Genomic DNA, 26,235 nt, shown 5'->3' on the forward strand with positions numbered 1-26,235 from the left:
TACGATCTCAGTTTCTATTATATCTTTGTCTAGTACTTGGTACATCATTGGCTTGCTTTCTTTTTTTATGTTTCGCAACACAAAAATAAGCAAGCCTTTTTTATAGGAAAAGTTTAAATGACTTCATAGAAAAAGAGGCTGTCTCAAAAGTGAGACAGCCTCTTTATTTTTTTCTAGTGAATAACCAAAGGGATCAGAAAATGATCTTTAGGTTATTTGAACAATAGCTATTTGCTACAATTCAAGTCCGCAGTTTGATCCTACAGGAATACATTTCTTCACAAATGAACACCAGAAATATCCAGGCAAACACATTGGAATACCTCCCTGAACAGTTTTCAATTCTTGTTTTGAAAGTTTCTTTAGATTTTTCATATAGTCTTTTTTTTGATCTTTCCTACTCTATAAGCTTTTCGGATTCTGCTATGATTTGGTAAGACCAATATACATTTTTTAATTGAAAATATAATTTTAACGATTATTAATTATTTTTTCAGAAAAACCCTGAGCCATTTTTAAAGTCAATCAAAAGTCTGCTCCATCGAATTCTCGTTCAAAAACGCAGTTTCCTCATTTATGTTTTCATATTTTTTTAGATTCATCTAAATTTGCAATGAAACACAACTGATGAAAAAAAATTATTCTCTTATTTTCTTTTTTTTCATAATTACTTTTTTTTCAGCACAACAAAATGTGCCGGACTCATTAGTTATTATATTAAATAAGACAACTGATCTTTCAAAAAGAACGGAAATTTTAAACAAAATATCTGATTCTTATAAAACTTCGGATCCAGATGCCATGCAAAAGTATGCTCAGGAGGCATTGCAATCTGCAAAAAAGACAAAGAATGTAAAAGAAGAAGTTTTGGCTTTGCAGAATCTGGGAACTTCAAATATTATTTTAGGAAATTACAATCGGGCACTCCAATATTTTGACCAGGCGGAACAAAAAATATCAAATCTGAACAAAACCGATCAAAGCATACAGGAGATTTCAGCTAAAAATTTCGGCAGCAAAGGAATTATATATTCGGAACAGAATAATTATTCCCAGGCTTTAAATAATGATTTTAAAGCCATGAAATTATACGAAAGCTGCCACAACGAGGTGCAATTATCGAAGATTTATAATAATATTGGGGTTATTTATCATTCCATTGATGACCAGGAGAAAGCTTTGTATTATTTTCTGAAATCGTATACTGTACAAAAGAAGATAAAAGCAGCTTCACTGGGGGTTTCATGTTCGAATATCGGTTTAATTTATTTAGATAAGAATCTGCCTCAAAAGGCTAAAGTATTTTTTGATGAGGGTCTGAGTGAGTTTCAAAAAAATCCCAATTCCCGTGAACTGGGAGAGCTGTATAATAATATGGCCCAATACTATATGGTCCAAAAGCAGTTTGAAACCGCTAAAGACTATTTATTGAAAGCAGAAAAAGCGTTTAAAAGTACAGAAGATAGATTTGGGCTTTCCAATACCTATCTGTTTTTAGGCAAAATTTATTACACTGAAAATAAGCTTGAGCAAGCGCTGGAATTTGCCAACAAAAGTCTTGAAATCTCTAAAGAACTGGATTTACCTGAAACTACTGTAAAAAGTGAAGAGTTACTTTCTCAGATCTTTGATAAAAAGGGGAATAAAGAACAAGCTCTTATTCATTTAAAAAACTACAATGTAGAGAATAAAAACCTGACAAAAATTGAAAATGCAAAGGAGCGCATCAGGACAGAGCTGGATTTTGAATCTGAAAGGCACGAAATCGAGCAAAAAGAAAAAACAAACCGGGAGAAGATCAAATGGTATTTCGGTTTTTTACTATTGATCATTATTTTGGCAGGAATATATTTCTTTTTCCGAAATAAGGAGCGTGAAAAAACAATCCTGCTTCAAAAGCAACTGACGGAGTTTCAGCACAAAGCTCTGCACCTTCAGATGAATCCTCATTTTGTTTTCAACTGTCTGGCGGCAATTTCTTCATTTATTATGCAGAATGATAAAGACGAAGCTATAAAATATCTCGCAAAATTCTCAAAGCTTATGCGTCTGACACTGGATTTTTCTAAGGAATCACTTATTGCTATTGATAAGGAAATTGAGTCTTTAAAAAATTATCTGGAGCTTGAACAATTGAGATTTAATCAAAAATTTGAGTTTAAAATCATCAAAGATCCTTTAATAGAAGATGATACTGCCCTTCCCTCTCTTTTACTTCAGCCTTACATAGAAAATTCTGTTATTCATGGGGTCGTTCCCAAGGAAGGGCAAGGTCTTATTCAAATACATTTCAGTCAGACTGAGGAATCATTAATCTGTGAAATTACAGACAACGGAATAGGAATAGAAACTTCTAAAAAATTGAAAAAGAATCTGGTGAATGTGCATACATCTATGGCCATGGAAATTTCACAAAAAAGACTAGAAACGCTTGAAAAACTTGAAAAGAAAAAGGTGAACCTGACGATAACAGAAATAAAAGGAGAAAACAATACAAGTGAAGGAACAAAGGTAGTTCTGGAACTACCATTAGAATATATAAAAGATTAATTATGATCAATGCTGTTATTATAGACGATGATGCCAATTTACGTGAAGGCATGAAAGAAATGCTGAAACTCTACGCTCCGGAAATTGTTCTTTTGGGAGAGGCCGAAAGTGTAAAATCCGGTATCGCACTGATCGAAAATAAGAAGCCTGAAATTGTGTTTCTGGACATCATGATGAATGACGGAACCGGTTTTGATATTTTGGAGCAGCTGAATGAAAAGCAGGGACAGATTTCTGCGCATATTATCTTTATTACTGCCCATGAAAAGTTTGCCATAAAGGCTTTCAGATTCAGTGCATTGGATTTCTTATTGAAGCCTGTAGATCCGGATGAACTGAAAAATGTTATCATAAAAATCAAAGAGATACAACACAGAAGCAGTACGCATAAACATATAGAACTGCTTCTTGATAATATCAGCAGAAAAACAGAGAATTTTAAAAAGATTGCCCTTTCAACTTCAGAAGGAATCCATCTGTTTGAAATAAAAGACATTATCCGTTGTGAAAGCGAAGATAACTATACAAAATTTTACATTAAAAATCATAAGACCGTCATTATTTCCAAAACGTTAAAGGAATACGAGGAACTTTTGGGAGAGCATGGCTTTGAACGTATCCATCAGTCTCATCTGATCAATTTAAATGAGTTGAAATCTTACATCAAAAAAGATGGCGGCTTCGTCATCATGTCAGACGGATCGAAGCTTCAGGTATCACAACGAAAAAAAGAAAAGCTGCAGGAACTGATCAGTAAGCTATAAATTCCAAATAGAATCCTCAAAATTCTTACTCACTCCAGAAAAAAACAATAAAAAATAAATTTGATAAAAATTATTTAAATACTATTTATGAAAACAAGATTATTATTTCTCATCCCTATTCTTTTCCTGTCCTTAGCCTTTAAGGCGCAGGTTATAAACATTCCCGATGCGAATTTTAAAGCAAAATTATTGTCTTCCTCATCAAGTAATATCGTCGCAAAAGATTTGAATGGAAATTATTTTGCTATTGATGCCAATGGTGATGGAGAGATAGATGTAAGTGAAGCCAGTGAAGTTTCTGAGCTGAATATATCTAATTCGAATATTTCTTCTTTGGATGGAATTTCAAATTTCTCACTCTCCTATTTTGATTGCAGCTATAATCAAATTACGTCGTTAGATATCTATTCTCTGAGTAATTTATATTACCTTGACTGCAGTCACAATTCACTTACCGTTTTAGATTTGACCCCTTCATCCAGTATTATCAATATAAACTGTTCTTACAATTCTCTGACAAGCTTACAATTAAGCAATTCTTATAATCAAACGGAAAATCTGGATTGCAGTCACAATTCACTTACAGGCTTAGATTTGACTGCTTCACCGTATGTTGTCAATATAAACTGCTCTTATAATTCTTTGGCAAACTTACAATTAAGTAATTTTACTAATCAGATAGAAAATCTGGATTGCAGCCATAATCAGCTTACCTCATTGGTGTCACCTATTGTATCATATGGTACTCCAAATCCCTTTAATATTAATTGCTCGTATAACTTGCTGACCTCTTTTTCTCTTCTAGATAATGTTGCTTATGGAACTATCAACTGCAGCAATAACCAAATGATCAGTCTTACGATTAAAAATAAAAATGTAGATTCCTTAGACTGTAGTAATAATCCACTATCAGAACTTAGTTTTCAAGATATAAAACTCCAGACTTTATCTTACCTTAATGTAAACAATACCAATATAACCAGTATATGTAAAAACGAGGGAGATACTTTGCCTGCTACAGGCAGTGTACCTCAGACCGTCTGCAACGGAGCTGTATTGGGAATGGATCCTGGTCTAAAAAAACTTCTGATTTCTACAAATGCTTCTGTTTGTAATAGTCCCGGCCTCAGTATTGATTACTGGGGAGCAAGAGATAGCAACCAAAACTGTATAAATTTAGATTCTGATGAAGATGGCGAACTTTTACAAACTGATTTAAATCAAGTAGCCTATATCAATTTTCATTATGACCCCATCAATTCCTATAATCCCAATTTTGGCACGACCTCAGGCATAAGCAATTTGGTAAATTTAAAAGGAATAGAAGGCATAATCGGTGGTTTATCGTCATATCAGGTCGCTTATTTAGGACACATTGATATTGATGGGCTTCAGAATTTAGAATATATCAATTTATCAAAGTTCTATGCTGCATCCTTAAAAATTAAAAATACACCTCAATTAACAAGTGTAATCACCGGGGGTTATCATTCAAATGGTTTTGGAAACACCTCGCTTTATGAATTTGAAAACTGTCCATTACTGGAAACTGTTAAAGGGATAGAGAGTAGCATCCAAACTTTAACATTTCAAAACTGCCCAAATGTAAAAGAAATAGATATCACTGGTAACAGATTATCTGCTTTCGATGCGTCTTCTCTTAACAATTTAGAAACGCTACACTTGGGGAATTTCCTGAATTATGGATCAAATGATATGGTTGATCGTCCTAAAAACACACTAACAAGTTTAAATTTATCAAATAAATCCAAACTGACTACTCTTACCTGTAAAAAGGGAGTATTGTCCTCTTTAGACATAAGTAATTGTCCTTTACTTGAAATGGTAAATTGCAGTGATAATAATTTAACTTCCCTTAATCTTAGCAACACTGTGATGCCTTACTTACCAGCTGTTTATAATTTTAATTCAAATAGTGATGGTGTTAATTTGAGCTGTTCCAATAATCAATTATCTTCTGTAAGTATGGAATCGGCACAAATTGCTAAAGCAGATTTCAGCAACAACCAGCTTAACACTCTGTTTTTAAAAAATGGATACACAGAAGAGGTAACTTTTAATAACAATCCGAATATTACCTACATATGCGCAGATGATTCTCAATTATCCGCTGTACAGGCGTTAATCAACCAGTATGGTTATAATACGACCTGCAACTTAAACACGTATTGTTCTTTTGTTCCCGGTGGAAACTACAATACCATCACAGGCCTGGTACGTTTTGATGAAAATAATAATGGCTGCGACACCAATGATGAGATATTTGAGCATATGAAGCTTAAAATAAATGATGGAACCGATACCGGAGAAACCTTTGTAAAGAATAACGGTACATATGATTTTTATACTCAGGCCGGGACCTTTACGGTAACAACAGAACCTGAAAACCCTTCTCTTTTTACGGTAACACCTGCTTCTTTCACGACAAGCTTCCCCAATAATAATAACAATATTTTTACCCAGAACATTTGTGTTGTAAAAAATGGCAATGCGAATGACCTGGAAGTTGTGATTGCTCCTGTAACGGATGCTGTACCGGGATTTGATGCAAAATATAAACTGATGTGGAGAAATAAAGGAAATACTACAATTTCCGGAAGCGCCGCTCTTACATTTGATGCCTCAAAAATGAGTTTTGTTTCCTCTTCATTACCGTCAACAATCTCAGGAAACCAGATTACTTTTAACTTGAGCAATTTAAAGCCTTATGCCAATACTGCATCAGAAATTATATTTACGATCAATACTCCTACACACTCTACCAATCCAGTAAATTCAGGAGATCAATTGATTTTCTCAGCAAAAGTAAATCCTGTTGCAGGCGACATCAATCCCCAGGATAATGTATTCAACTATAAGCAGATCGTTGTCAATTCTTTTGATCCTAATGATATTGTATGTATTGAGGGAAGTACGATCCCTGCAGCTATGATTGGTAATAATCTGCATTATATCGTTAATTTTGAAAATACAGGAAATTCCAATGCTGTTAATATTGTGGTTGAAATGGATATAAATCCTGCAGATTTTGATATTTCAACACTACAATTACAAAATGCTTCTCATTTGGCTTATACAAGGCTAAAAAATAATAAAGTTGAATTTATCATGAAACTGGCCAATTTGGGAAGCGGAGGTCATGGAAATATTTTGATGAAAGTAAAATCAAAAAATAATCTGGCTCCGGGGGATCAGGTAATCAATAAAGCCAATATCTATTTTGATTATAATTTCCCGATTGTGACCAATGAAGCCACAACTAATTTTGAAAGCACCCTGCAGTCTGATGAAACATCAAAAGACGGATTGGTAAAATTATATCCTAATCCTACAAAAGGAGAGGTAAATATAGATGCTGATTCAAAAATTCAGTCGGTTGAAGTGTATGACGCTCAGGGAAGAATTATTCAGAAACAAATCGGAATTAATTCTCAAAACACCAAAGTAAGCATTCACAGCCGTAATCAGGGAATGTATTATTTTAAAGTAATAACTGATAAAGAAATACTCCTCAAGAAAGTGATTAAAAATTAAATATAAAAATGCCCTTCAGTATTTCTGAAGGGTATTTTTAAATCTGCTATCATATCATTCTTCATCAAACAAAAGCCGCTCTTTCGAAGCGGCTTTGTATATTATAAATTAGAATTTACTTATAAATCACAACATCATCTTTCTTAATCCGGTAGCCTGTTTTTTTGTATGGAACTAAAACATAAGCTTCTTTAATATAGCTTCCACTTTTCCAGATTTTGCTTTTTCCTTCTCTGGTAAGGATAATGCTTTTTGCATTTCCATCCGGGATGAAAATTTCAGCCCTTTTCATATCTTTACTAAAAATAACAGCTGTCATGGTAGTGTAACTTTTATCTGAGTTCACTTCCTTTAATTTGATTTTCTGCTCAAAAACCTTTACACAATCATTTTTGATTTGTGAATAGGTATAACCTGCTGAACCTATACAGCCATGAACATCTCTATCACCTCCTACAACCGGAGATTTTTGTTGGGTAAAGGCTAAAGAACTGACGAACATTGCGCCCAATAAAATAGTTTTTCTCATAGTAAAATATTGATGGTTTTAGTTTTATAAATAACAACAGTAACAAGGTATTAGTTGATCCAAGATACAAAAAAAAGTTGCTCATTTTAAGAGACTTATCAATTTATTATGTAGTCCTGCTGATTTCCAGAGTTCTGTATCGCTGGAGTTGGTTTCGTTTATATTGTAAAACTCTCCAGATTCCTGATTAAATTTTAAATTTACATTTAAAGAATTCACCACCTTTATGCTGTTAAAAACAAAGAGACTGCCTTAACAGACAGCCTCCATTGTATTTATAAAATTTGTGGTTTACTGATAAATCACAACATTGTCTTTTTTAAGCTGGTATCCGTTTTTCTTGAAAGGAACCAGTACATAATTATCTTTTTTCCAGGTCTTCCCTTTCCCTTGTCTTGTAAGGATCAGGCTTTCTCCATCTGTATCCGGAACAAAAACTTCAGCTTTTTTCATGTCTTTGCTGAAAATCACGGCAGCCATTGAAGTAGAACTTCCTTTAGGATCAACCTCTGTCAATTTAATCTTCTGTTCAAAAACCCTTACACAATCTTTTTTGATCTGGGAGTAGGTATATCCTGCAGAACCGATACATCCGTGAGCATCTCTATCACCGCCTTTGATCTGCTGTGCAAATATAAAAGACCCCAGAAACATTGAGCTAAGTAAGATTATTTTTTTCATAATTATTATTTTAACGTTATAACTGTGCTATTAAAAATCGTGCCAAAAAAGGGGAAAAGCCACTCAAAAGAATGGCTTTGACTTTTATTATTTTGTCCAATTGATTTTTGAATGTTTTACATCATCAGAATTGGTTCCGATCATGATATCAAATTCTCCCGGTTCCCAGTCAAACTTCAATTCTCCATTGTAGAATTTCAGACTTTCCGGAGTGATATCGAAGGTTACTTTCTTCGATTCTCCCTTTTTCAGGAATACTTTCTGGAAGCCTTTCAGTTCTTTTACCGGTCTGGTAATGCTTCCGACCATATCTCTGATGTAAAGCTGTACGACTTCAGCACCGTCGTAATTCCCACTATTCGTTACCGTTACTGTCGCCTGAACGGTTTGATTTCCTTTTGGATTTGAATTGGAAACGGACATGTCGGAGTACGCGAATTTAGAATAGCTCAGACCATATCCAAACGGATACAGGGGCGTGTTGCACTCATCCATATAATTGGAACGGAATCTTTCGTATACACATTTATCCACTTTATCTTGGCTTAGAGGACGACCTGTATTTTTTGCATTATAATAGATAGGCACCTGTCCTAAACTTCTTGGGAATGTCATTGGAAGTTTTCCTGAAGGATTTACTTTTCCAAATAAGACATCTGAAATAGCGTTTCCTGCTTCTGAACCGGGAAACCATGCGTTGACAATAGCATCAGGCGTATCTTTTACATTGGTCAAAGCCAGTGGACGGCCCGTGAAAAGAACCATAGCGATTGGCTTTCCTGTCTTTTTCAACTCATTCAATAAATCTACCTGAGACTGAGGAATGGTAATTTCTGTTCTTGACGAAGATTCCCCGCTCATTTCTGCAGATTCCCCGATAGTCAGTACGATAACGTCTGCTTTACCAGCTACCTCTACAGCTTCTTTTAATAGTTCTTCTTTAGAACGGTTGTCTCTGTCTGTTTTCTTGCCGTGAGCGGCATAGATATCTTCTAATTTAGCATCGTAATCAATGTTCGCGCCTTTTGCAGAAAGGAATTTCACTTCTTTTCCGTAATTGGCCTGAAGGCCTTGCATCAGAGATACTGAACTGGCATGTTTTGTAGCAACACTCCATGTTCCGGCCATGTTCAGTGAGTTATTCACCAACGGTCCGATCACGGCTACTGTGCCTGATTTTTTCAACGGAAGTACCTGGTTTTCGTTTTTCAATAAAACCATAGACTGGGCTGCTGCACTTCTTGCAATGTTACGGTTTTCCATATTGTAAACCTCTTTTGCTGCCAGTTTTGCATCCCCGTAACGGTAAGGATCATCGAATAATCCCAGGTCATATTTTGCTTCCAGAATTCTTTTTGCTGCCATATCGATCTCAGCCTGGGTTACTTTTCCTTCATCCAGAGATTTTTTAAGAGTGGTCAGAAACCCTTCTCCTACCATATCCATATCGACTCCGGCTTTTAGGGCTAAGGCAGATACCTGCTGAAGATCTCCCATTCCATGTTCTATCATTTCATTGATTCCGGTATAGTCGGTCACAACAAAACCTTTGAAGTTCCACATTTTTCTCAGAACATCAGTCTGAAGCCATTTACTTCCGGTTGCCGGAACACCATCCACCTCATTGAAAGAAGCCATTACGGAGGCTACCCCTGCATCTACTGCAGCTTTGTATGGTGGAAAATATTCGTTGAACATTCTTACATGGCTCATATCTACCGTATTGTAATCACGGCCAGCTTCTCCTGCCCCATATAATGCAAAATGCTTTACACAGGCTAAAATGGTGTTACCAACAGAAAGGTCTTTCCCTTGGTAACCATAGACCATATTTTTGGAAACTTCACTTCCTAAGTAAGGGTCTTCTCCTGAACCTTCAGACACTCTTCCCCATCTTGGTTCACGGGAAATATCCACCATTGGCGAGAAAGTCCAGTTTATTCCGTCTGAAGAAGCTTCTTTCGCAGCAACTCTTGCAGACTGCTGTACCAGATTCATATCCCATGAAGCTGCCAATCCCAAAGGAATTGGAAATGTAGTTTCATAACCGTGGATGACATCCATCCCAAAAATCAAAGGAATTTTCAGACGGCTTTTTTCAACAGCCACTTTCTGAACTGCCTTGATCTTCTCAGCTCCTTTTATATTGAATAATCCTCCTACTAACCCTTGCTCTACTTTCTTTCCGATATCCGAACTTTGAGCCAGTCCTGTTGTAAAATCTCCGGAAGTCGGCAGATTCAACTGACCAATCTTTTCATCTAAAGTCATTTTAGATAAAAGGTTTTCTACGAAAGCTTTTCTTTTCGCCTGATATTGTGCTGTCTGGAAAGACTGCACCGGCTTGGTTACCATTTCCTGTGCGGAAAATATAGGTGAAAGTGCTAAAGTTGCTATGATTATAATCTTCTTCATATAGTTATATCCTTTATTTTACAAATATATTATTTATTATCTCATTTTGAGAATATAGGTTTATTATTCAATAATTAAGTATAGATTTTGTTTATTGGAGTTTCTTTTCAAATACCCTAAAGCACAAATCATATTACCATATTCACTCATCATATTTTCACGACTGGAAAGACTAAGCCAGTCAAAATAAACGTTTATTAGTTTATCCGGATCTAAAAATTTACTTTTATACACGGACAAATCTATCAATACTTTATTATTTTTTTCTTCTATTACGTGAATATCGACTCTTTCCATAAAGATAAAATTCAAAAAATTATTAATATTATCTTTATCCATAAAAATGGATTCAAACGGATAAAAACCTTCGAAATCAGTATCTGTATATTTTTCTAAAAACATATCATCATCTAGAAGGACAGCATTATCCGGCTGATCCAATGCTATAAAAATCAAGCTCATTTTATTGTTTCAGTCTCTGCTTCAACATCCATTCATACAGTTTCGGGTCTGAATAGGTAGAATCCCATGAATTGTGGTTGTTATTTGGAAAGATGACCAATTCTGCTGAAGGATTTACCGGATGCAATCTTTGGTAGAAATTAAGTGCATTTTCCGGCAGAACAACATCATCCATCCCTCCATGGAAAATTTTCATGTTCAGATTTTTATATTGATTGATATTCGCATACATAATCATATCTGTAGGTGCGCAAACAGGTACTACTGCTGCAAACAATTCAGGATGTTCCATGGCGAGTTTTAATGTTCCCCAGCCTCCCAGTGAAAGTCCTGTGAGATAAATTCTGGAGGCATCAATTTTATATTTTTTCTGAATTTCCTTGATCAGGTGATACAGGGTAACCGTATCCCACCATGAATCTGCAGGACATTGTGGCGCTAATATGGCTACAGGCTCCTTGATCAGGTTTTTATAGGTGAATGGACTGTGAACTTTAACTGCTTCAAGATTATTACCTCTTTCTCCTGAACCGTGAAGAAAAACAATCAGCGGAACATTTCCTTTTACCTTTTGAGGATAATCGAGAATGTAGGATATTTTCTCTGTCCTTTTAATTTCTTTGTTTAATTCTCCTTTTATTTCCTGTGCATTCATAGGCAACGAAAACGTCAGAAGTAAAAGAGGAAGGTGTTTTAGTTTTAATTTCATAGCAATATTTTAGGTTTCGGCTAAAGCCATTTGGTGTGTTCTTTTTTATTTAAACGGGCTAAAGCCCGCCAGATGTTACCACAGATAAAAATAGTACTAAAAAACCAGATTACCTGATTCCGTATTTCGCAGACTGGAAGCTTAGTTTCTTAAGTCCCTGCTGAATCTCGGGAGCATTCATAAATAATTTCCACAGAAATCCTGTTCTGTAGTTTTCGATCATTGGAGCAATGGTTCCCTGATCTATGGCTAAATATCTTGGGGTAAACCAGTCGTTGTAATTTACTGATGTTGCATCATAAGGTCCTGCTGATCCAATAAATTCAGGTTTTTGAGTGTAGAGGAATCTTAAAAAGTCCATAGATTCTTTGGGAGTATATGGAAAACTGCTCAATGCAGCAGTAGGTGTTATCACCCCATTATCATTAGTCGGCATATGAGCTGTATAGCCTGCAGTTCCGTCTTCATTTCTTGTGTATCCAGCTGTGAGCCCCCAGTAGTTGGGACCGTAGCCTTTCCATTGTTTTGGATTTTCCACACAGTATTTATAGTCGATAAGGACTTGATTTTTGTTTAGGTCAAAATAATTTTTAACCAGTTTATCGGAAAGTCCCGTAGGATCCAGGCTGATATAAGAATATTGTGACCAGAAAAGCGGTCCGCCGTATTCTTCAGCATAATTATGTTTTACGTACAGAGGAAGTCCGTATTTTGTTTTGTCTGTAAGGTAAGTTCCGTTTCTTGTCCAGCCTTTGTAGTAGGTTTCGGCATCAACAGGATGGGTAGGCGATGAAGCTGCCAGAATATAGGTGATCAGGCATTCATTATACCCTTCCAGAGGAAAATTCATTTCCCATTGATATTCCGGTGACCAGTGCCAGTAAAGTACTTTTTCACCTCCTTTTGTATACCAGTTCCATTGAATTCCTTTCCAAAGCTCATCGCATTTTGAAGCCAGTTCTTTTTCTTCGGCATTCCCGTTTTTAAAGTATTCGCGGACCATTAGAATTCCCGAGGTAAGAAATGCTGTTTCCACAAGATCACCACCATTATCTTTATTCCCGAAAGGAACAGTTTTTCCTGTTTCTCCGTTGATCCAGTGAGACCATGCTCCTTTATGACGGTCTGCTTTGGCAAGAAAATCCATCATATGAGTGAGTCTTTTTACGGCTTCTTTCCTTGGAATAAATCCTCTTTCCACGCCTACCAATAATGTGGCCAGTCCAAATCCTGAACCACCTGTAGTGACTACGTGCTTGTCATTATCCGGATAGATATTGTCTTCATGATAACGCTCTCTTCCCAACATGGATTTGGGTTCTGCATAATCCCAGAAATATTTTAATGCCTCTTTCTGAACTTTATCCATCAGCTGTTCATCTGTGATGTCACTTTTTACGGCTTTATTTTGAGTGGTTTCCTGCTTATGCGGTTGGGCGTTTTTGCAAGAAGATGTGAAGAGTAAAGAGGTTATGGCAATTGATAATACGGCCCTTTTCATGAAATCTTTTTTACCTAGTTCTACTAAAAGAAGAGGAGAACTTTCATTCTCCTCTAAGTTTATAATTAAATTTTAATATCCTGGGTTCTGGGTCAATACCCCATTACTTTGTCCTATTTCTATAAAAGGAATTGGGAAAAGTTCATTCTTTCCGGCTTTGAATCCATAAGGGGCCAATACTGTAGCAGCTTGTCCCGTTCTTACAAGATCTACAAAACGGTCACCTTCCATGGCAAGTTCGACTCTTCGCTCATGCCAGATAGCCGTTCTTAAAGCAGATTGAGAAGATGCTGCAGTATTTGGCAACTGAGCTCTTGTTCTTACTTTATTAAGATTTGTTATAGCTGCTGCAGTATTTCCTAATTCATTTGCGGCTTCAGTATTGATTAGTAAGATTTCAGCAAAGCGTAAAATCCTGATATTTTGTACCGACCCATCATCGCAAGCGGTATTTTGCTGGCTTTTAGGAACATATGCTTTTTGATTATACGTATTAACAGAGGTTGGATTTGCATTAATAATGTCACCTTCCGGTGTAGTTTCTCCATTTCTTAAAATCGTCAATTCTTTACGAATATCACCAGGTTCGAAAGCACTCTCTAATGCTGGAGAGGGAGTAAAAAAGCCCCAACCAAACTGATCTTTTGCTCCTTGCACCTGTGAATACTGGCTTCCTTTGTACTGCCCTGTACAGGCACAATCAACCTCAAAAACGGATTCTGGACCAAATTCTCCTGCCACTCTAAATAAATGATTGAAATCTGCATCTAATGAATACCCCATCGCAATCACCTGGCTCGAGGCCTCATAAGCTTTTGTCCAATCTTTCTTATATAGGTAAACTTTTGACAACATTCCCAACGCAGCACCTTTAGTTACTCTACCCAAATCTGATGCTCCATATGACTGTGGCAAAACCTGCGAAGCTGCTGTTAAATCAGAAATAATGAAATTGTAAACTTCATCTGATGTGCTTCTAGGAATATTATAGTTTTCCTGAAGGCCATCAAAAATTGGAACGCCTCCATATATTCTTACTAAATTGAAGTAAAAATAGGCACGTAAAAATTTCGCTTCGGCTAAAAGTCTGTCTTTTAAAGCGGTATTCATTTCAATAGCCGGAACTTTTGAAATCACCTGGTTGCAGCGGGCTATTGCCTGCCATTGGCCAGACCAGTATCCTTTAACACCATCATCACTGGAAGTAAAAGTAAATTGGTCATACGCATTCATAAAAGAGGCATCTCCAGGGTTTGAGCCTTTTAATACATCATCAGCAGGTACTCCAAAAAGATATTGAGATGGAAATGCTGAATTGTCCCAGCTTCTTAAAAAATTATAAATAGCATTGGTAGCCTGTATAGCATCACTTTCTGTTTTAAAGAATTCTGAAGCATCGGTTCTTCCTTCAACAGGTATATCTAAATAATCACTCTTACAGCTTAAGGCTGCAGAAAGCATGAATATTGAAAATATTATTTTTTTCATGATAAAATTAAATTAAAAAGTTACATTAACTCCAACTGTATATATTGCAGATATTGGATAAATATTATTATCTATACCCATCTGCACTCTATCCGTATTCAAAATTTCCGGTGAGAAACCATGATATTTGAAGCTTGTCCACGGGTTTTGAGCACTCGCATAAAAACGTAATTTCTGGATAGCCGTACCTAAAATATTTTTTGGAATATTATACCCTATCTGAATATTTCTAATTCTGAAAAAGCTTCCATTTTCTACATAAAAACTACTTGGAACAATAACTCCCTGATCATTGGTCGTCATAGCATGTGTATTTGAAGTTCCTTCTCCATGCCATCTGTTATTATAGAAATCTAAATCCCAGCTTTCATTTCCGAATCTTTGCTCTCTGTTATAGTTATAAATTTTATTTCCGGATACTCCCTGAAAATCCATAGCTAAATCAAAATCATAGATATTCATGTTAAATCCAAATCCATAAGTGAATTTCGGAACCGGACTTCCCAAGAACGTTTTATCATTGGCATCTATAACCCCGTTCCCGTCTCTGTCTTCAAACATAAAGCCTCCAACAGTCTTTTTCACTGATGAATAAGTAGGAGCTGCAGCTACCTGCGCATCGTTTTGGAATACACCGATTACATTATAACCATAATATGAACCTACAGCCTGCCCTTTCTCAAGTCTTATTATCGGGTTACCAAATAAACTTACTCCTGGTTGGTTATATGAGTCTGCATATACACTTGTAATTTTATTGTTCAGGGTAGTAATATTACCAAAAACGCTAAACTTGATATGATCATTTATTCTTGCATCATAACTAACAGAACCTTCAAATCCTTTATTATTAAAAGAATAAGCATTAGTTACAAAACTATTTGCATTACTTGCTCCTGATGTCGTCGGCTGATTAATACCATACACTACATCTTTGGAATCTTTATCAAAATAAGTTGCCTCAATTTTCAACTTGTTATTAAGCATTGCCATTTCAACACCAAAATCCCGTCCTGTAGTCGTTTCCCAGGTAATAGTTGGGTCTACAATCCGGGTAACCGTTTGTGCAGGATTACCAATCCCTCCAAAATAAGCTCCGCCTGCAAGAACACTAGTTAGATTATCATAATCTCTAAGAACCTCTGGATTACCAAGCTTACCCCAACTCGCTCTTAATTTCAATAAATTAAACAGATTCTGATTACTCATGAACCCTTCTTTTGAGATAATCCAACCTATACTTACTGCCGGAAATACTTTATATCTGTCATTAGAAGAGAAACCTGTTGCTCCATCTCGACGTACTGATGCGTTTAGGAGATATTTACCCGCATAATCATAATTAAGTCTTCCAAATGTGGATTCAATTCTCTTTTTATTAGGAGTAACAGCACGAGGATCGTCTTGTGCACTTATGGTCATTCCAACAATTTCATTTCCTGAAGAAATATCAAGACTACTATCTTTACCATTAAATATAATATCCCTAGCTTCTAAATAGTTTTCACGATAATAATTTTGGGTACGTGAAAAACCTGCCAACAATTCAATATTATGTTGCCCCAGCTTTTTCTTCCAAGACAATGTATTATCCCACACATAATCCCTATTTCTAGAATCTCTTGTTATCAAAAGAGATCGGTTTGGCAGAGGAATATAAGTCGCAGTAGGAGTGAACTCATACTTACTGGTATTTGTATTATCAGAAGTGTAGCTTACTCTTAATGTAAAATCCTTAAGAAACTTATACTCGGCCCAAATATTATTCAGCATACGTTGCTGTTTAGTTTTTGAGCGAAACAAATCAAGCATTGCTCTTGGATTGGTTATATTTGCTAGAGTAATATAATCATAATTATTAGTAGTCGGATCAATCGGGTAGAATACCGGAGGGGCATTATAAGCCGTCAATAAAGGGTTATTCGCATTATTATTGTGAATATCAGCCCACGTAAAATTGTCTCCGATAGTTAAGTTATCCGTAATCTTATAAGAAAGATTAATTCTTGTATTTAATCTTCCAAAATCATTCCCTGAATTGATGCCACGTCCTGCTTCTAAAGTACCTTCATCTTTTAAATAACCAAGACTTAAGAAGTAATTTAACTTCCCTAGATTACCCGAAGCTGAAATATCAGATGAACTGATAATTCCCGGTGACAAAACTTCATTGAACCAGTTTGTATCTGCTGGAAATTGAGATCTTGATATAAATTTCGTAGGATCAGTTACTCCTTCATTACGAAGTTTTTCATTATAGAGTTCAACGTATTGGTCACCATTAACCATTTTCGGAACGTTTGTTACCTTCTTTACTCCAAGATAAGAATTGAAATTAAAGGTTGTTTTTTTACCCTTCCCTGTTTTTGTCTTAATAATAACCGCTCCGTTTGATGCTTTAGCTCCAAAGATTGCTAAACTGGATGGATCCTTCAAGATACTCATTGATTCTATATCCTGCGGATTCAGGAATGAAATATCGTCTGTAATCATTCCGTCCACAATAAATACTGTTTTCCCACTTATAGATCCAATACCACGAATATCTATCCTTGGTGATGCACCAGGTGCCCCGGAATTGAGAATCTGAACACCAGACACCTTACCCTGAATAGAACTAATAGGGTTTGAATTAGGTCTGTCTGATATATCTTTAGCACTAATCGTAGCAATGCTCCCAGTAACATTTTCCTTTTTCTGAGATCCATATCCGATCAGCACTACTTCCTCGATCTTCTGCTCTTTCACAGCAGTATCTCTTGGAGTAGTCTGCGCATTGACGTTTATACCGAAGTACAAAACCGCAATGAGGCATGAATACTTTAAATCACGTTGTTTCATATAGTTCAATTTTATTCGTACAATCTAATTTTAAAAACATGTCCTTCTTGGTGGAGTTATTTAAATTCTCAAAAGAAGACATTAGTCAAAAATAGAAAAAAAATCGAACAATGTTAATGTATTGTAAAAATTTAAAAAACTCATATAAATCTTATACAGAAAGCTAAATAATTTATATTAAGATAACTAAATTACATTATAAATATCAATTTACAACAAAATGCCTAATTTAAAATCTTTTACTTTTAACAAGAAATTCTCCAAATAGGTAACAAGAATTTAATATTTTGTTAATACAGTTATAGTGGTTACCTTTGGCTCAATATTTGAAAAAGTAAGAAAAAAGATCAATGAAAAAATATATCATATCAGCAGCACTGTTAATAGGTACCGGACTAGCAATTGTAACCAGTGTTCAATCATGCCAGACAATGGCTACTACAGACCTCGGCCTATCCATTATAAAAAGGGTTTTGCTGAACGGTATTGATAAAGGAATGGGGATTTACAGCAATAAGGAAGCCTTTCTTCAGAATAATATGGTAGACAAGGCCCTTCCCAAAGAGCTTAGAGACATCAATTCTACTTTGGAGAAGATTGCCCCATCACTGGTCGCTAAAGAAAGAGACTTCATTGCTCAGGCAGCATCTTACACGGTTAATTTGTCAAAACCTATTCTACAGAATGCGGTCAATAGCTTAAATGCACAGGATGTCACAAGAATTATTCAGGGTACTACCGCTACACAGATCTTAAAAGAAAAAACATCGCAACAACTCGTAGCAGCCATTGCTCCGAAAGTGGATGAGAAATTAAACGAATATGGAATTGCAAAAACCATTAATACTGCTCTTTCAGGAAACAATCTTTTGGGAAGCCTTTTAGGAGGTAGCAACAGTAATGTGAATACCGGAGGATTAAGCAAATTAGCTTCTGAACAGCTGGTGAACGGACTGTTTAATATCATCGAAGATTATGAGCACCAGAACTCCAAAGCACTGCTTGGACCACTTGGAAAATAGATTTTTTTTTGCTATATTTATATATAATTTAACAAAGGCAGATGGACATATTACAAGGAAATCAACACGCAAATCCTGAAGAGTTTTATAATTCTTTAAAGGAAAAACTGGAAGGTCACCATGATTTTCCGGAAGATTATTTATTCAAATTTATCATTCCTACAGACGAGGCAAAACTTACTGAAATTTATAAAGTTTTTGACGGTATTAAGTTTACACTGGGAAACCGTGAAAGCAAAAACGGCAAATACACGGCATGCAATATCAACGCATTCGTACTGGATGCCAATCAGGTAGTGACTATTTATAAAGAAGTAGCAAAAATAGAAGGCGTTATTCTATTATAGAAAACAAAAAAGTCAGCTTCCGCTGACTTTTTTATGGTATTTATTTTTCAATAAAAAATTTCACATTTTCAATAGGTCTTCCCAACATGGCCACGGATCCTTTGATCAGGATGGGTCTCTGTATCAGGGAAGGATTTTCAGACAGGATCTTTATCCATTCTTCTTCAGAATAATCTTTATCGGCATATTGCTCCATATACAGCTTATCTGTTTTTCGGATCATATGAAATACGCTCTGATTCAGCTTTTTCAGTACTGTTTTGATCTCCAGGACGCTCAACGGATCTTCTACGATATTGATGATCTCAAAAGGCACCCCATTTTCGTCCAGATACTCCAGAACAGCATTTGACTTCGAGCAGTTTCCGTTATGTAAAACCTTAACCATCATAATGTAATCATTTAAAAAATTAGACTCTTCCCATCAAATTTAGGAAGAAATGTATTGAAAGCCGTTTTAAATTCTTATAAAATTTGTTAAAACAGACCGTTCAGCTCTGCCTCGATCTTTTCAAGGATGAATCCGAAATCTTCAGGCTTTTCCACGAAATCCAGATTATCTACTTCGATTACAAGAAGCTTTCCTTCTGTATAATCGGAGATCCATTTTTCATACTTCTGATTCAGTTTTGAAAGGTATTCAATACTGATGGACGCTTCATATTCTCTCCCTCTCTTGTAGATCTTTTTCACAAGGTTCGGAACATCGGATTTTAAATAAATTAAAAGATCCGGTGCAGAAACAAATGACTTCATCAAACCAAAAACAGAGATATAATTATTGAAATCCCTGTCTGAAAGAAGTTTCATGTCATTCAGGTTTTCAGCAAAAATATGGGCATCTTCATAGATTGTACGGTCCTGGATAATATTTTTTCCGCTTTCTCTGATTTCTTTTACCTGACGGAATCTGCTTCCTAAAAAATAAATCTGCAGCGCAAAACTCCATTTGCTCATATCTGCATAAAAATCTTCAAGGTAAGGGTTGTGGTCTACATCTTCAAACTGTGCATCCCATCCGTAATGCTTGGCAAGCATCGTGGTCAAAGTTGTTTTTCCTGCTCCAATGTTTCCTGTAACTGCAATATGCATTCTCCTAAGTATTTTTTTATTAATTGGTCTAAACTCCCGTAGCCTGAACTTCTGAAGTATCCTCCATTAGCTTCTGTAAAGTATGATCAGGAGCTTTCTCATCGGATTCTTTCTTTTCTCCGTCAGTGGTCTTTCCTTCTTCCCCAGCCGGTTTTTCAGATGATGGCTGTGTTACCGGTGGTGCATTTTCCTGCCTGGTTTCGGGTTCTGTCTGCAGTTTAGTTTCCTTTATTTTTTCTAGGCTGTAAATATAGAGTTTGTTCGCTTTGATTTCAAAATAAGAAAGAATGTTTTTATCCACAATTTGTGCATCCTTATCTTCAAAAATTTTCACCATTCCTTTTTCAGGATCGTATTTCAGGATCGAATTGTCTGCGACCACCAAAACAGCTTCATTCTCTCTTCTGAAACGTTTACCGTTTTCCAATGGAGTCTCGAAGAGTTTTTCAAATTTCAGCGAGTATATTCTGATATGTTGTCTTGTTAAAATATAAACTTTGGTTTCGTACACCAAAAGATCCATCAGATCATCAAAACTGACATCAAAAGGATAGGAATTGATCGTAGTGTCATTTCTGAAATTGTACTGGATCAAACGTTTTGTACTGTCATCCAGAAGCCAGAGCTGTTGAAGATCTTCCGCATAAGCCATTTTGATAAACCCGAATTTCTGTTTGAAATCAACCTTCTGGATTTCGTTCATGTTCTGATCAACAAATTTCATTTCCTGGGCATTCTCTGAAAACAGCGCCAAGCTCAGAGGATTCTGAACAGACTGTATCTTGTAGGGAACAGTCAACATCATTTTGCCGATTTGTTTCCCCAAAGAATCATATTTAGTGAAACTGAAATCTTTGTTTTTATAAATATACAGGTAGCCGTAATCGTCTGCCAGCATATCTTTGGCTTCCTTCAGCTTCAAGGTGTCAAAAGGAAGGGATTTCTGCGCAGAAACTGTACAGAAAAGGAAGATTGATATGATATAAAGTAGTCTCAAAATCTATTTTGGTAAAGATAACTTTCCTACGTGGAACGTCAGCAATTTACATTCTTTTATTTGAATTTTAAATGATGAATTATTGAATAGCAACTTCATAAATTTTCGCCCAGTTTTTCCCTGTCACAAGCATATTATTTCCTTTGAAAGCAATTCCATTTAAAACATGTTCGCTGTTACCCTGATCATTTTCCTTTGTTAATTTTGTGAAATCAAACTTCCCTACAGCTTCACCTGTGGCAGGATTGATCTTTAGAATAATTGGTTGATGCCAAACATTGGAATAAATGAAACCATTGTGATATTCCAGTTCATTAATATTAGCATAAGTTTCGGTATGTCCGGCAACAGCTACGGTTCTGACTACCTTTGAAGGATCGTTGACATCCAGAAAATAAAGATTTTTTGAACCGTCGGTTGCAACAAGGTTCTTTCCGTCATAAGTCAGGCCCCACCCTTCTCCAATGACATTCGGCAAAGGAAATTGGGAAAGCTTTTTTAGTGAATTTTTATCGTAAACAAAACCTATTTTATTTTTATAGGTCAACTGATAAATTTTATCTCCTACAATAGCACAACCTTCAGAGAAAATTTCAGCAGGCTGTTTTTCAGTAATGGCGGGAGTGGATGAACCCAAAGTATATTTTATCAATTTAGAAGCACCATCCAATCCGGCGCTTTCGTAAACGGTGTTGCCTTCCATAAGAAATCCTTCAACAAAATTAGTCGGATCATGAGGGTATTCCGCTACGATAGCATAGGAGATATTCTGCTCAGGATTTTTAGCAAAAACATTGATCGTTGCATCCTGGTTCAAGGTTTCTCCGCTTTTGGTTTTAATGATAAAGGTAACGTCGTTATCTCCCAATGTGAAAAACTTTGGATCAACAGTTAAATTTGAGGTTTCATTCTCTCCAAAACTGATCGTAATGGTTTCTACATTGTCTGTTACCTCTTTTGGAAGATTAAGCTGATCTCCAAAATGATAGCCCTTTGTTTCCTTTGAATTATTATAATCAGCCAGGGAATCCAGCATTTTCTCTTTGTTATTGCATGAAGACAAGAGGAAAACGCCAGCTAAACCGGCTATGATATGTATTTTCAGTGAGCTCTTAATCATTCGTCAAAAATAGTAAATTTTTAATCCTTATATGAAAATAGCGCTCCTGAGGAACGCTATATTTTTATAGATAGATCTTAAGCCAGATTACTTGATCTGAACTTCATAGATTTTCGGCCAGTTTTTACCAGTTACAAGCATATTGTCGCCCTTGAAAGTAATTCCGTTCAGTACATCATCACTTCCTTTGGTATTCTGTTTCGCAATATCTGTAAAGTCAAATGTTCCTACCACTTCTCCTGTTGCAGGGTTGATTTTTAACACCACCGGTTTCTGCCATACGTTGGCATAAATGAACCCGTTGTGGTATTCCAATTCATTTAGCTGGTCATAGATCTGAGAACTTCCCGCTACTGCTACATATTTGATCAGTTTTGAAGGATTGTTAGCATCAAGGAAATACAAAAGCTTGCTTCCATCTGATGCGATCAGGTTTTCCCCGTCATATGTAAGTCCCCAACCTTCACCCAAAACATTCGGGTAAGCGAATTCAGAAAGTAGTTTAAGAGAGCTTTTGTCATAGATATATCCTTTCTTGCTCTGCCATGTCAGCTGATATACTTTATCGCCAACGATCGTACTTCCTTCGGAAAAATCTTCCTGAGCCTGCTTTGTAGAAGCTAACGGAGTTGTTGTTCCCAATGTATATTTCAGGATCTGTGAAGAACCGTTCTGCCCGTCACTTTCGTAGATGGTATTTCCTTCGATCTGGAAACCCTGTACGAAGTTCTTTGGATCGTGGGGATATTCTGCGATGATCTGATATGCTATATTTTTTTCAGGATTTTTTGCAAATACATTGATGGTTGCGTCCTGATTCAATGTTTTCCCGCCTTTTGTTTTGATATTAAAAGTAACTGCATTATCGCCCAGCGTAAAGAATTTAGGATCAACCGTCAGACTTGAAGTTTCTTTATCTCCAAAGCTGATGCTGATGCTTTCTGCATTATCCGTTACCTCTTTTGGAAGTTCAAGTTTATCACCGAAATGATACCCTTTTTCTACCATTGTATTATTATATTCATTCAGCGTGTTCAGGATCTTTTCATCTTTGTTACAAGACGCCAGCATCAGAACTACCGCTAAACCTACTATTATATTCTTTTTCATTGAATTTCTAAATATTTCCCCAAAAATAGCAAATTTTATTCCGTATTGCCAATATTATCCACGGACTGACCAAATTGTAAAAGATAACCGTTGTTATCGTACACCGCAAACTCTCTCATTTCCCATTCGAAAGTCTCAACCTCGTAGCAGACTCTGGTTTTGGTTTTAAGGTCTTCCCAAAGTTCATCAACATTATCTACATTGAAATAAAACGAACCTGTGAATCCTATTCCATTGGGTTTCTCATATTCGTTTTGAGAAAACATGATCTGCACATCGTCTTTTTTAATCGAAGCCCATTGCCATTCATCATTTCTTTCCATCAGGGTAAAGCCTAGGATCTGGGTATAAAACCCGATCGTTTCATCCATATTTTCTGTCCAGAGTATGGGGCGGAGTGCTGTAAATGTTGTCATATTTTTTTAGATTCAAACGTGTTTTTACTGATTTTCATATTCACGGAAAGCCAAAGCTCGTCATCGATGCTGACTTCGCTCATAATGTCAGGATCAATTTCAAAGCCTACTTTTTTATAGCATTCAATAGCTCCGGTATTCCAGTCATATACATTAAGCTCAGCTGTTTCTTTATCAAAGTGACTAAAGCCGTATTCCAACAGTTTCTGTACAATTTTCTTTCCGTAGCCCTTTCCTCTGTTATTTTCGTCCCAGATCAGGATTCTGCCGAGTAGAAAAGTACCTTCTTTTAAAAAGATCTGTGCGTGACCAATGGTATTGTGTTCTGTCTGGTCAAAAATCCTAAACATGAATCTGTTTTCATTGTTCAGATCGCTTTCCAGCTGTTCTTTGGTCAAAGGAAAATGGTAGGCAGGACCGGCAAACTGAAGGAGTGCTCTTTTGTCTTTTATTTTAGAGATTAATTCAGAAGCATTTTCTTTTTTAAAAATCTGCAGTTCGATCATACCTTTTATTTTTCTACATATTCTTTCATGCTCTGTCCGATAATTGAATTCCAGCCTTCTGTAAAGTTTGCCCTGGAAAATGTTTCTCCCAGGCCATCGAAGCCTTCAATATTTTCATGCGTAAGGGTTACCAATGTTCCATCCTCTTCCTGTTGAAGGTCCCATGTCACGGTTGTCACCGCATTTGAAAGTTCAGGATACGCCCAGGTATGCTTTAATTTTCGGTTGGGAATAATTTCTACAATACGACCACGATGAAGGTATTTCCCTCCATCACAGGATTCATAGAAATCAAATTCTTTTCCCGGCTCCAATTCAAAATCCCGGATCGTAAAGTACCAGGATTTCATTTCACTTTTATCGGTCAATGCCTTCCATATATTTTCTGCGGAAGCATTTATTTTGTACTGAACAGTGATTGGTGTATTCATAATATCAGTTTCTCTTAAGATTTAACTGTGCGAAAACCCTGTAATTTTAGCTTCATCAAAATCCAGCTGCATTTCTATAGATCTCATCACATGATCATCAAATATTTTCTCCTTTTTCATCCTGTGCAGTTCATTTCTCTGAGCCTGGATGATCTGGCGAAGCACATCTTTATTTTCGTTGATCGCATTCACATAATCTCCCGTAGAAGCCATACACTGGGCCTTATCTGCCATAAGCATCATTTCGGTTTCCAGTTTATGTTTCTGATGACGTACCAGCGTGTTCGTTACAGCCAGCTCTGAAAAATCATTTTCCATTTTATGCAATGCTGTTTCTTTAAGTTTACGCATCAGGATCACTTCCTGTTTTTCTTCCGGCAATTCGCTTCCTGCATCGTCTATTTTTAACCATTTTAAAATCGGTGTCAGAAGAAGTCCCTGTCCTACCAACGTGATCAATATGATAACGAAAGTTACGAATAAAATGATATTACGGTGCGGAAAAGCGTCTCCGTTGGGTAAAAATGCAGGAATGGAAAGCGCGGCAGCCAGTGAAACCACTCCTCTCATGGCAGCAAAACTGATGATGAAAGGTTCGCGCCAGTCCGGTTTCGGAATTTTTAATCTTAATTCCTTAGAGCAGAGTCTCGGGAAATACATAACGGCATAACTGTACAGTAATCTTGTGAAAATAATGGCCCCACCAATCACTACGCTGTAAAATATCCCTTCTGAAATGGTATAATCTTTCATGGCAGCAACCACTACCGGAAGCTCAAGACCGATCAGAATAAAGATGATCGTATTCATCAGGAATATCAGGACACTCCAGACATTTCCGGACTGAATCCTCGAGGTATGGCTTAAATAGCAATGTGAATTATAAGACATCAAAAGCCCTCCCGCAACTACCGCCAATACTCCCGAAAAATGGAAGTGTTCAGCCCCTACATACATAATGTACGGAACGATCAGTGTAATCACGGTGTCAATATTGGAATTCGAAGGAATAATCCTTAATAAAGCTCCGAATAAGAGCCCTGTAGCAATACCTACTACTACTCCGCCCACAGCCATCATAAAGAAATCCTGAATAGCATCTCTCCAGATAAACTGTCCTGAAATCACCGCCGCTAAGGCAAATTTAAATACAATTAAACTGGAAGCATCATTAATCAGACTTTCGCCTTCAAGGATACTGGTGATCTTTTTAGGGATCTTCATATGTTTCAACACTGAAGTGGCTGCCACTGCATCCGGTGGAGAGTTTACTCCTCCCAACAGGAATCCCATCGCAACGGTCAATCCCGGAATAATGGAAGACGAAAGATAAGCCACGACAATTGAAGTCAGAAATACAAGCCCGAAAGCCATAGAAAAGATTTGCTTTCTCCATTTATGAAAGTCCTGCCATGAGGTAAACCATGCGGCCTCAAACAAAATCGGAGGAAGGAAAATAAGAAATACGAGATCCGGCTCTATTTCAATATGCGGCATTCCCGGGATAAGGCTGATCAGAAGACCAGCAATCACGAGGAAGATGGGATAAGCTACTTTCAGCTTTTGCCCTATCATCACCAATATCATCACAGACAGCAGTACTGCAATGGATATTATAACATAACTGTGAATCATTTTGAGTTGTTTTTTTTAAAGTTGTTTCTTGATTTTGAAATTGGCTAAACGTAGAAAACTAAGG

At 36.5% G+C, this 26,235-nt stretch carries 23 protein-coding genes; 5 read left to right on the forward strand and 18 right to left on the reverse strand.

The genetic code is table 11. The annotated features are described in order from the left end of the window. Positions 1-234 precede the first annotated feature (234 nt). Entirely contained in the window at positions 235-375 is a 141-nt protein-coding gene (locus tag HHL23_RS18705; RefSeq protein WP_169236292.1) for a bacteriocin-like protein, read from the reverse strand. 318 nt (positions 376-693) lie between these two features. Here HHL23_RS18705 and HHL23_RS22615 point away from each other — a divergent pair, with 318 nt between their 5' ends. The 3 genes from HHL23_RS22615 (at position 694) to HHL23_RS18720 (ending at position 6,869) form a co-directional block, all read left to right on the forward strand. Continuing rightward, positions 694-2,550, forward strand: a complete 1,857-nt coding sequence (locus HHL23_RS22615) for a tetratricopeptide repeat protein (RefSeq protein WP_169236293.1) — start codon at positions 694-696, stop codon at positions 2,548-2,550. Positions 2,551-2,552: 2 nt separating this feature from the next. Further along, on the forward strand, positions 2,553-3,314 hold the full coding sequence (locus HHL23_RS18715) for a LytR/AlgR family response regulator transcription factor (RefSeq protein WP_169236294.1): 762 nt from the start codon (positions 2,553-2,555) through the stop codon (positions 3,312-3,314). Between the two features lie 87 nt (positions 3,315-3,401). Continuing rightward, the gene (locus HHL23_RS18720; RefSeq protein WP_169236295.1) at positions 3,402-6,869 is read left to right on the forward strand and encodes a DUF7619 domain-containing protein; all 3,468 of its coding nucleotides are present in this window, start codon (positions 3,402-3,404) and stop codon (positions 6,867-6,869) included. Positions 6,870-6,984: 115 nt separating this feature from the next. On the opposite strand, the gene HHL23_RS18725 is transcribed toward HHL23_RS18720, so the two are convergent. From HHL23_RS18725 to HHL23_RS18760, 8 genes are all read right to left on the reverse strand, one after another. Beyond that, positions 6,985-7,398, reverse strand: coding sequence for a hypothetical protein (locus tag HHL23_RS18725; protein WP_169236296.1), 414 nt, complete (start codon positions 7,396-7,398; stop codon positions 6,985-6,987). 291 nt (positions 7,399-7,689) lie between these two features. Beyond that, on the reverse strand, positions 7,690-8,079 hold the full coding sequence (locus HHL23_RS18730; RefSeq protein WP_169236297.1) for a hypothetical protein: 390 nt from the start codon (positions 8,077-8,079) through the stop codon (positions 7,690-7,692). Between the two features lie 87 nt (positions 8,080-8,166). Continuing rightward, a complete protein-coding gene (gene bglX, locus HHL23_RS18735) occupies positions 8,167-10,494 on the reverse strand; it encodes a beta-glucosidase BglX (RefSeq protein WP_169236298.1) in 2,328 nt (775 codons plus the stop codon). A 63-nt stretch (positions 10,495-10,557) separates the two neighbouring features. Further along, positions 10,558-10,956: a hypothetical protein gene (locus HHL23_RS18740; protein WP_169236299.1), complete on the reverse strand. Its 399-nt coding sequence runs from the start codon at positions 10,954-10,956 to the stop codon at positions 10,558-10,560. Position 10,957: 1 nt separating this feature from the next. Then, on the reverse strand, positions 10,958-11,665 hold the full coding sequence (locus tag HHL23_RS18745; protein WP_169236300.1) for a carboxylesterase family protein: 708 nt from the start codon (positions 11,663-11,665) through the stop codon (positions 10,958-10,960). A gap of 109 nt (positions 11,666-11,774) precedes the next feature. After that, positions 11,775-13,166, reverse strand: coding sequence for a glucoamylase family protein (locus HHL23_RS18750; RefSeq protein WP_169236301.1), 1,392 nt, complete (start codon positions 13,164-13,166; stop codon positions 11,775-11,777). 72 nt (positions 13,167-13,238) lie between these two features. After that, the gene (locus HHL23_RS18755) at positions 13,239-14,654 is read right to left on the reverse strand and encodes a RagB/SusD family nutrient uptake outer membrane protein (protein WP_228464858.1); all 1,416 of its coding nucleotides are present in this window, start codon (positions 14,652-14,654) and stop codon (positions 13,239-13,241) included. Positions 14,655-14,666: 12 nt separating this feature from the next. Further along, positions 14,667-17,495, reverse strand: a complete 2,829-nt coding sequence (locus HHL23_RS18760) for a SusC/RagA family TonB-linked outer membrane protein (protein WP_169236302.1) — start codon at positions 17,493-17,495, stop codon at positions 14,667-14,669. A 350-nt stretch (positions 17,496-17,845) separates the two neighbouring features. Here HHL23_RS18760 and HHL23_RS18765 point away from each other — a divergent pair, with 350 nt between their 5' ends. Further along, complete coding sequence (locus tag HHL23_RS18765; RefSeq protein WP_169236303.1) at positions 17,846-18,517, forward strand: DUF4197 family protein; 672 nt, start codon at positions 17,846-17,848, stop codon at positions 18,515-18,517. Positions 18,518-18,558: 41 nt separating this feature from the next. Next, positions 18,559-18,864: a DUF493 family protein gene (locus HHL23_RS18770; RefSeq protein ID WP_169236304.1), complete on the forward strand. Its 306-nt coding sequence runs from the start codon at positions 18,559-18,561 to the stop codon at positions 18,862-18,864. Positions 18,865-18,904: 40 nt separating this feature from the next. On the opposite strand, the gene HHL23_RS18775 is transcribed toward HHL23_RS18770, so the two are convergent. From HHL23_RS18775 to HHL23_RS18815, 9 genes are all read right to left on the reverse strand, one after another. Next, positions 18,905-19,255, reverse strand: coding sequence for an arsenate reductase family protein (locus HHL23_RS18775; protein ID WP_169236305.1), 351 nt, complete (start codon positions 19,253-19,255; stop codon positions 18,905-18,907). Between the two features lie 86 nt (positions 19,256-19,341). Then, positions 19,342-19,956 (reverse strand): deoxynucleoside kinase, encoded by a 615-nt coding sequence (locus tag HHL23_RS18780; RefSeq protein WP_169236306.1) that lies wholly within the window; start codon positions 19,954-19,956, stop codon positions 19,342-19,344. 28 nt (positions 19,957-19,984) lie between these two features. Further along, the gene (locus tag HHL23_RS18785) at positions 19,985-20,953 is read right to left on the reverse strand and encodes a hypothetical protein (protein ID WP_169236307.1); all 969 of its coding nucleotides are present in this window, start codon (positions 20,951-20,953) and stop codon (positions 19,985-19,987) included. A gap of 79 nt (positions 20,954-21,032) precedes the next feature. Continuing rightward, positions 21,033-22,058 carry a glutaminyl-peptide cyclotransferase gene (locus HHL23_RS18790; protein WP_169236346.1) on the reverse strand — a complete coding sequence of 342 codons (1,026 nt, stop codon included), beginning with the start codon at positions 22,056-22,058 and terminating at the stop codon, positions 21,033-21,035. A 102-nt stretch (positions 22,059-22,160) separates the two neighbouring features. Further along, entirely contained in the window at positions 22,161-23,183 is a 1,023-nt protein-coding gene (locus HHL23_RS18795) for a glutaminyl-peptide cyclotransferase (protein ID WP_169236308.1), read from the reverse strand. 35 nt (positions 23,184-23,218) lie between these two features. Then, on the reverse strand, positions 23,219-23,599 hold the full coding sequence (locus tag HHL23_RS18800) for a VOC family protein (protein WP_169236309.1): 381 nt from the start codon (positions 23,597-23,599) through the stop codon (positions 23,219-23,221). Beyond that, positions 23,596-24,105, reverse strand: coding sequence for a GNAT family N-acetyltransferase (locus HHL23_RS18805; RefSeq protein ID WP_169236310.1), 510 nt, complete (start codon positions 24,103-24,105; stop codon positions 23,596-23,598). The genes HHL23_RS18800 and HHL23_RS18805 overlap by 4 nt, the downstream gene beginning before the upstream one ends. A gap of 5 nt (positions 24,106-24,110) precedes the next feature. Further along, positions 24,111-24,536: an SRPBCC family protein gene (locus HHL23_RS18810; RefSeq protein ID WP_169236311.1), complete on the reverse strand. Its 426-nt coding sequence runs from the start codon at positions 24,534-24,536 to the stop codon at positions 24,111-24,113. 21 nt (positions 24,537-24,557) lie between these two features. Then, positions 24,558-26,171, reverse strand: coding sequence for a Na+/H+ antiporter (locus HHL23_RS18815; RefSeq protein WP_169236312.1), 1,614 nt, complete (start codon positions 26,169-26,171; stop codon positions 24,558-24,560). Positions 26,172-26,235 lie beyond the last annotated feature (64 nt).

The sequence above is a fragment of the Chryseobacterium antibioticum genome (assembly GCF_012927325.1).
Taxonomy (GTDB): domain Bacteria; phylum Bacteroidota; class Bacteroidia; order Flavobacteriales; family Weeksellaceae; genus Chryseobacterium; species Chryseobacterium antibioticum.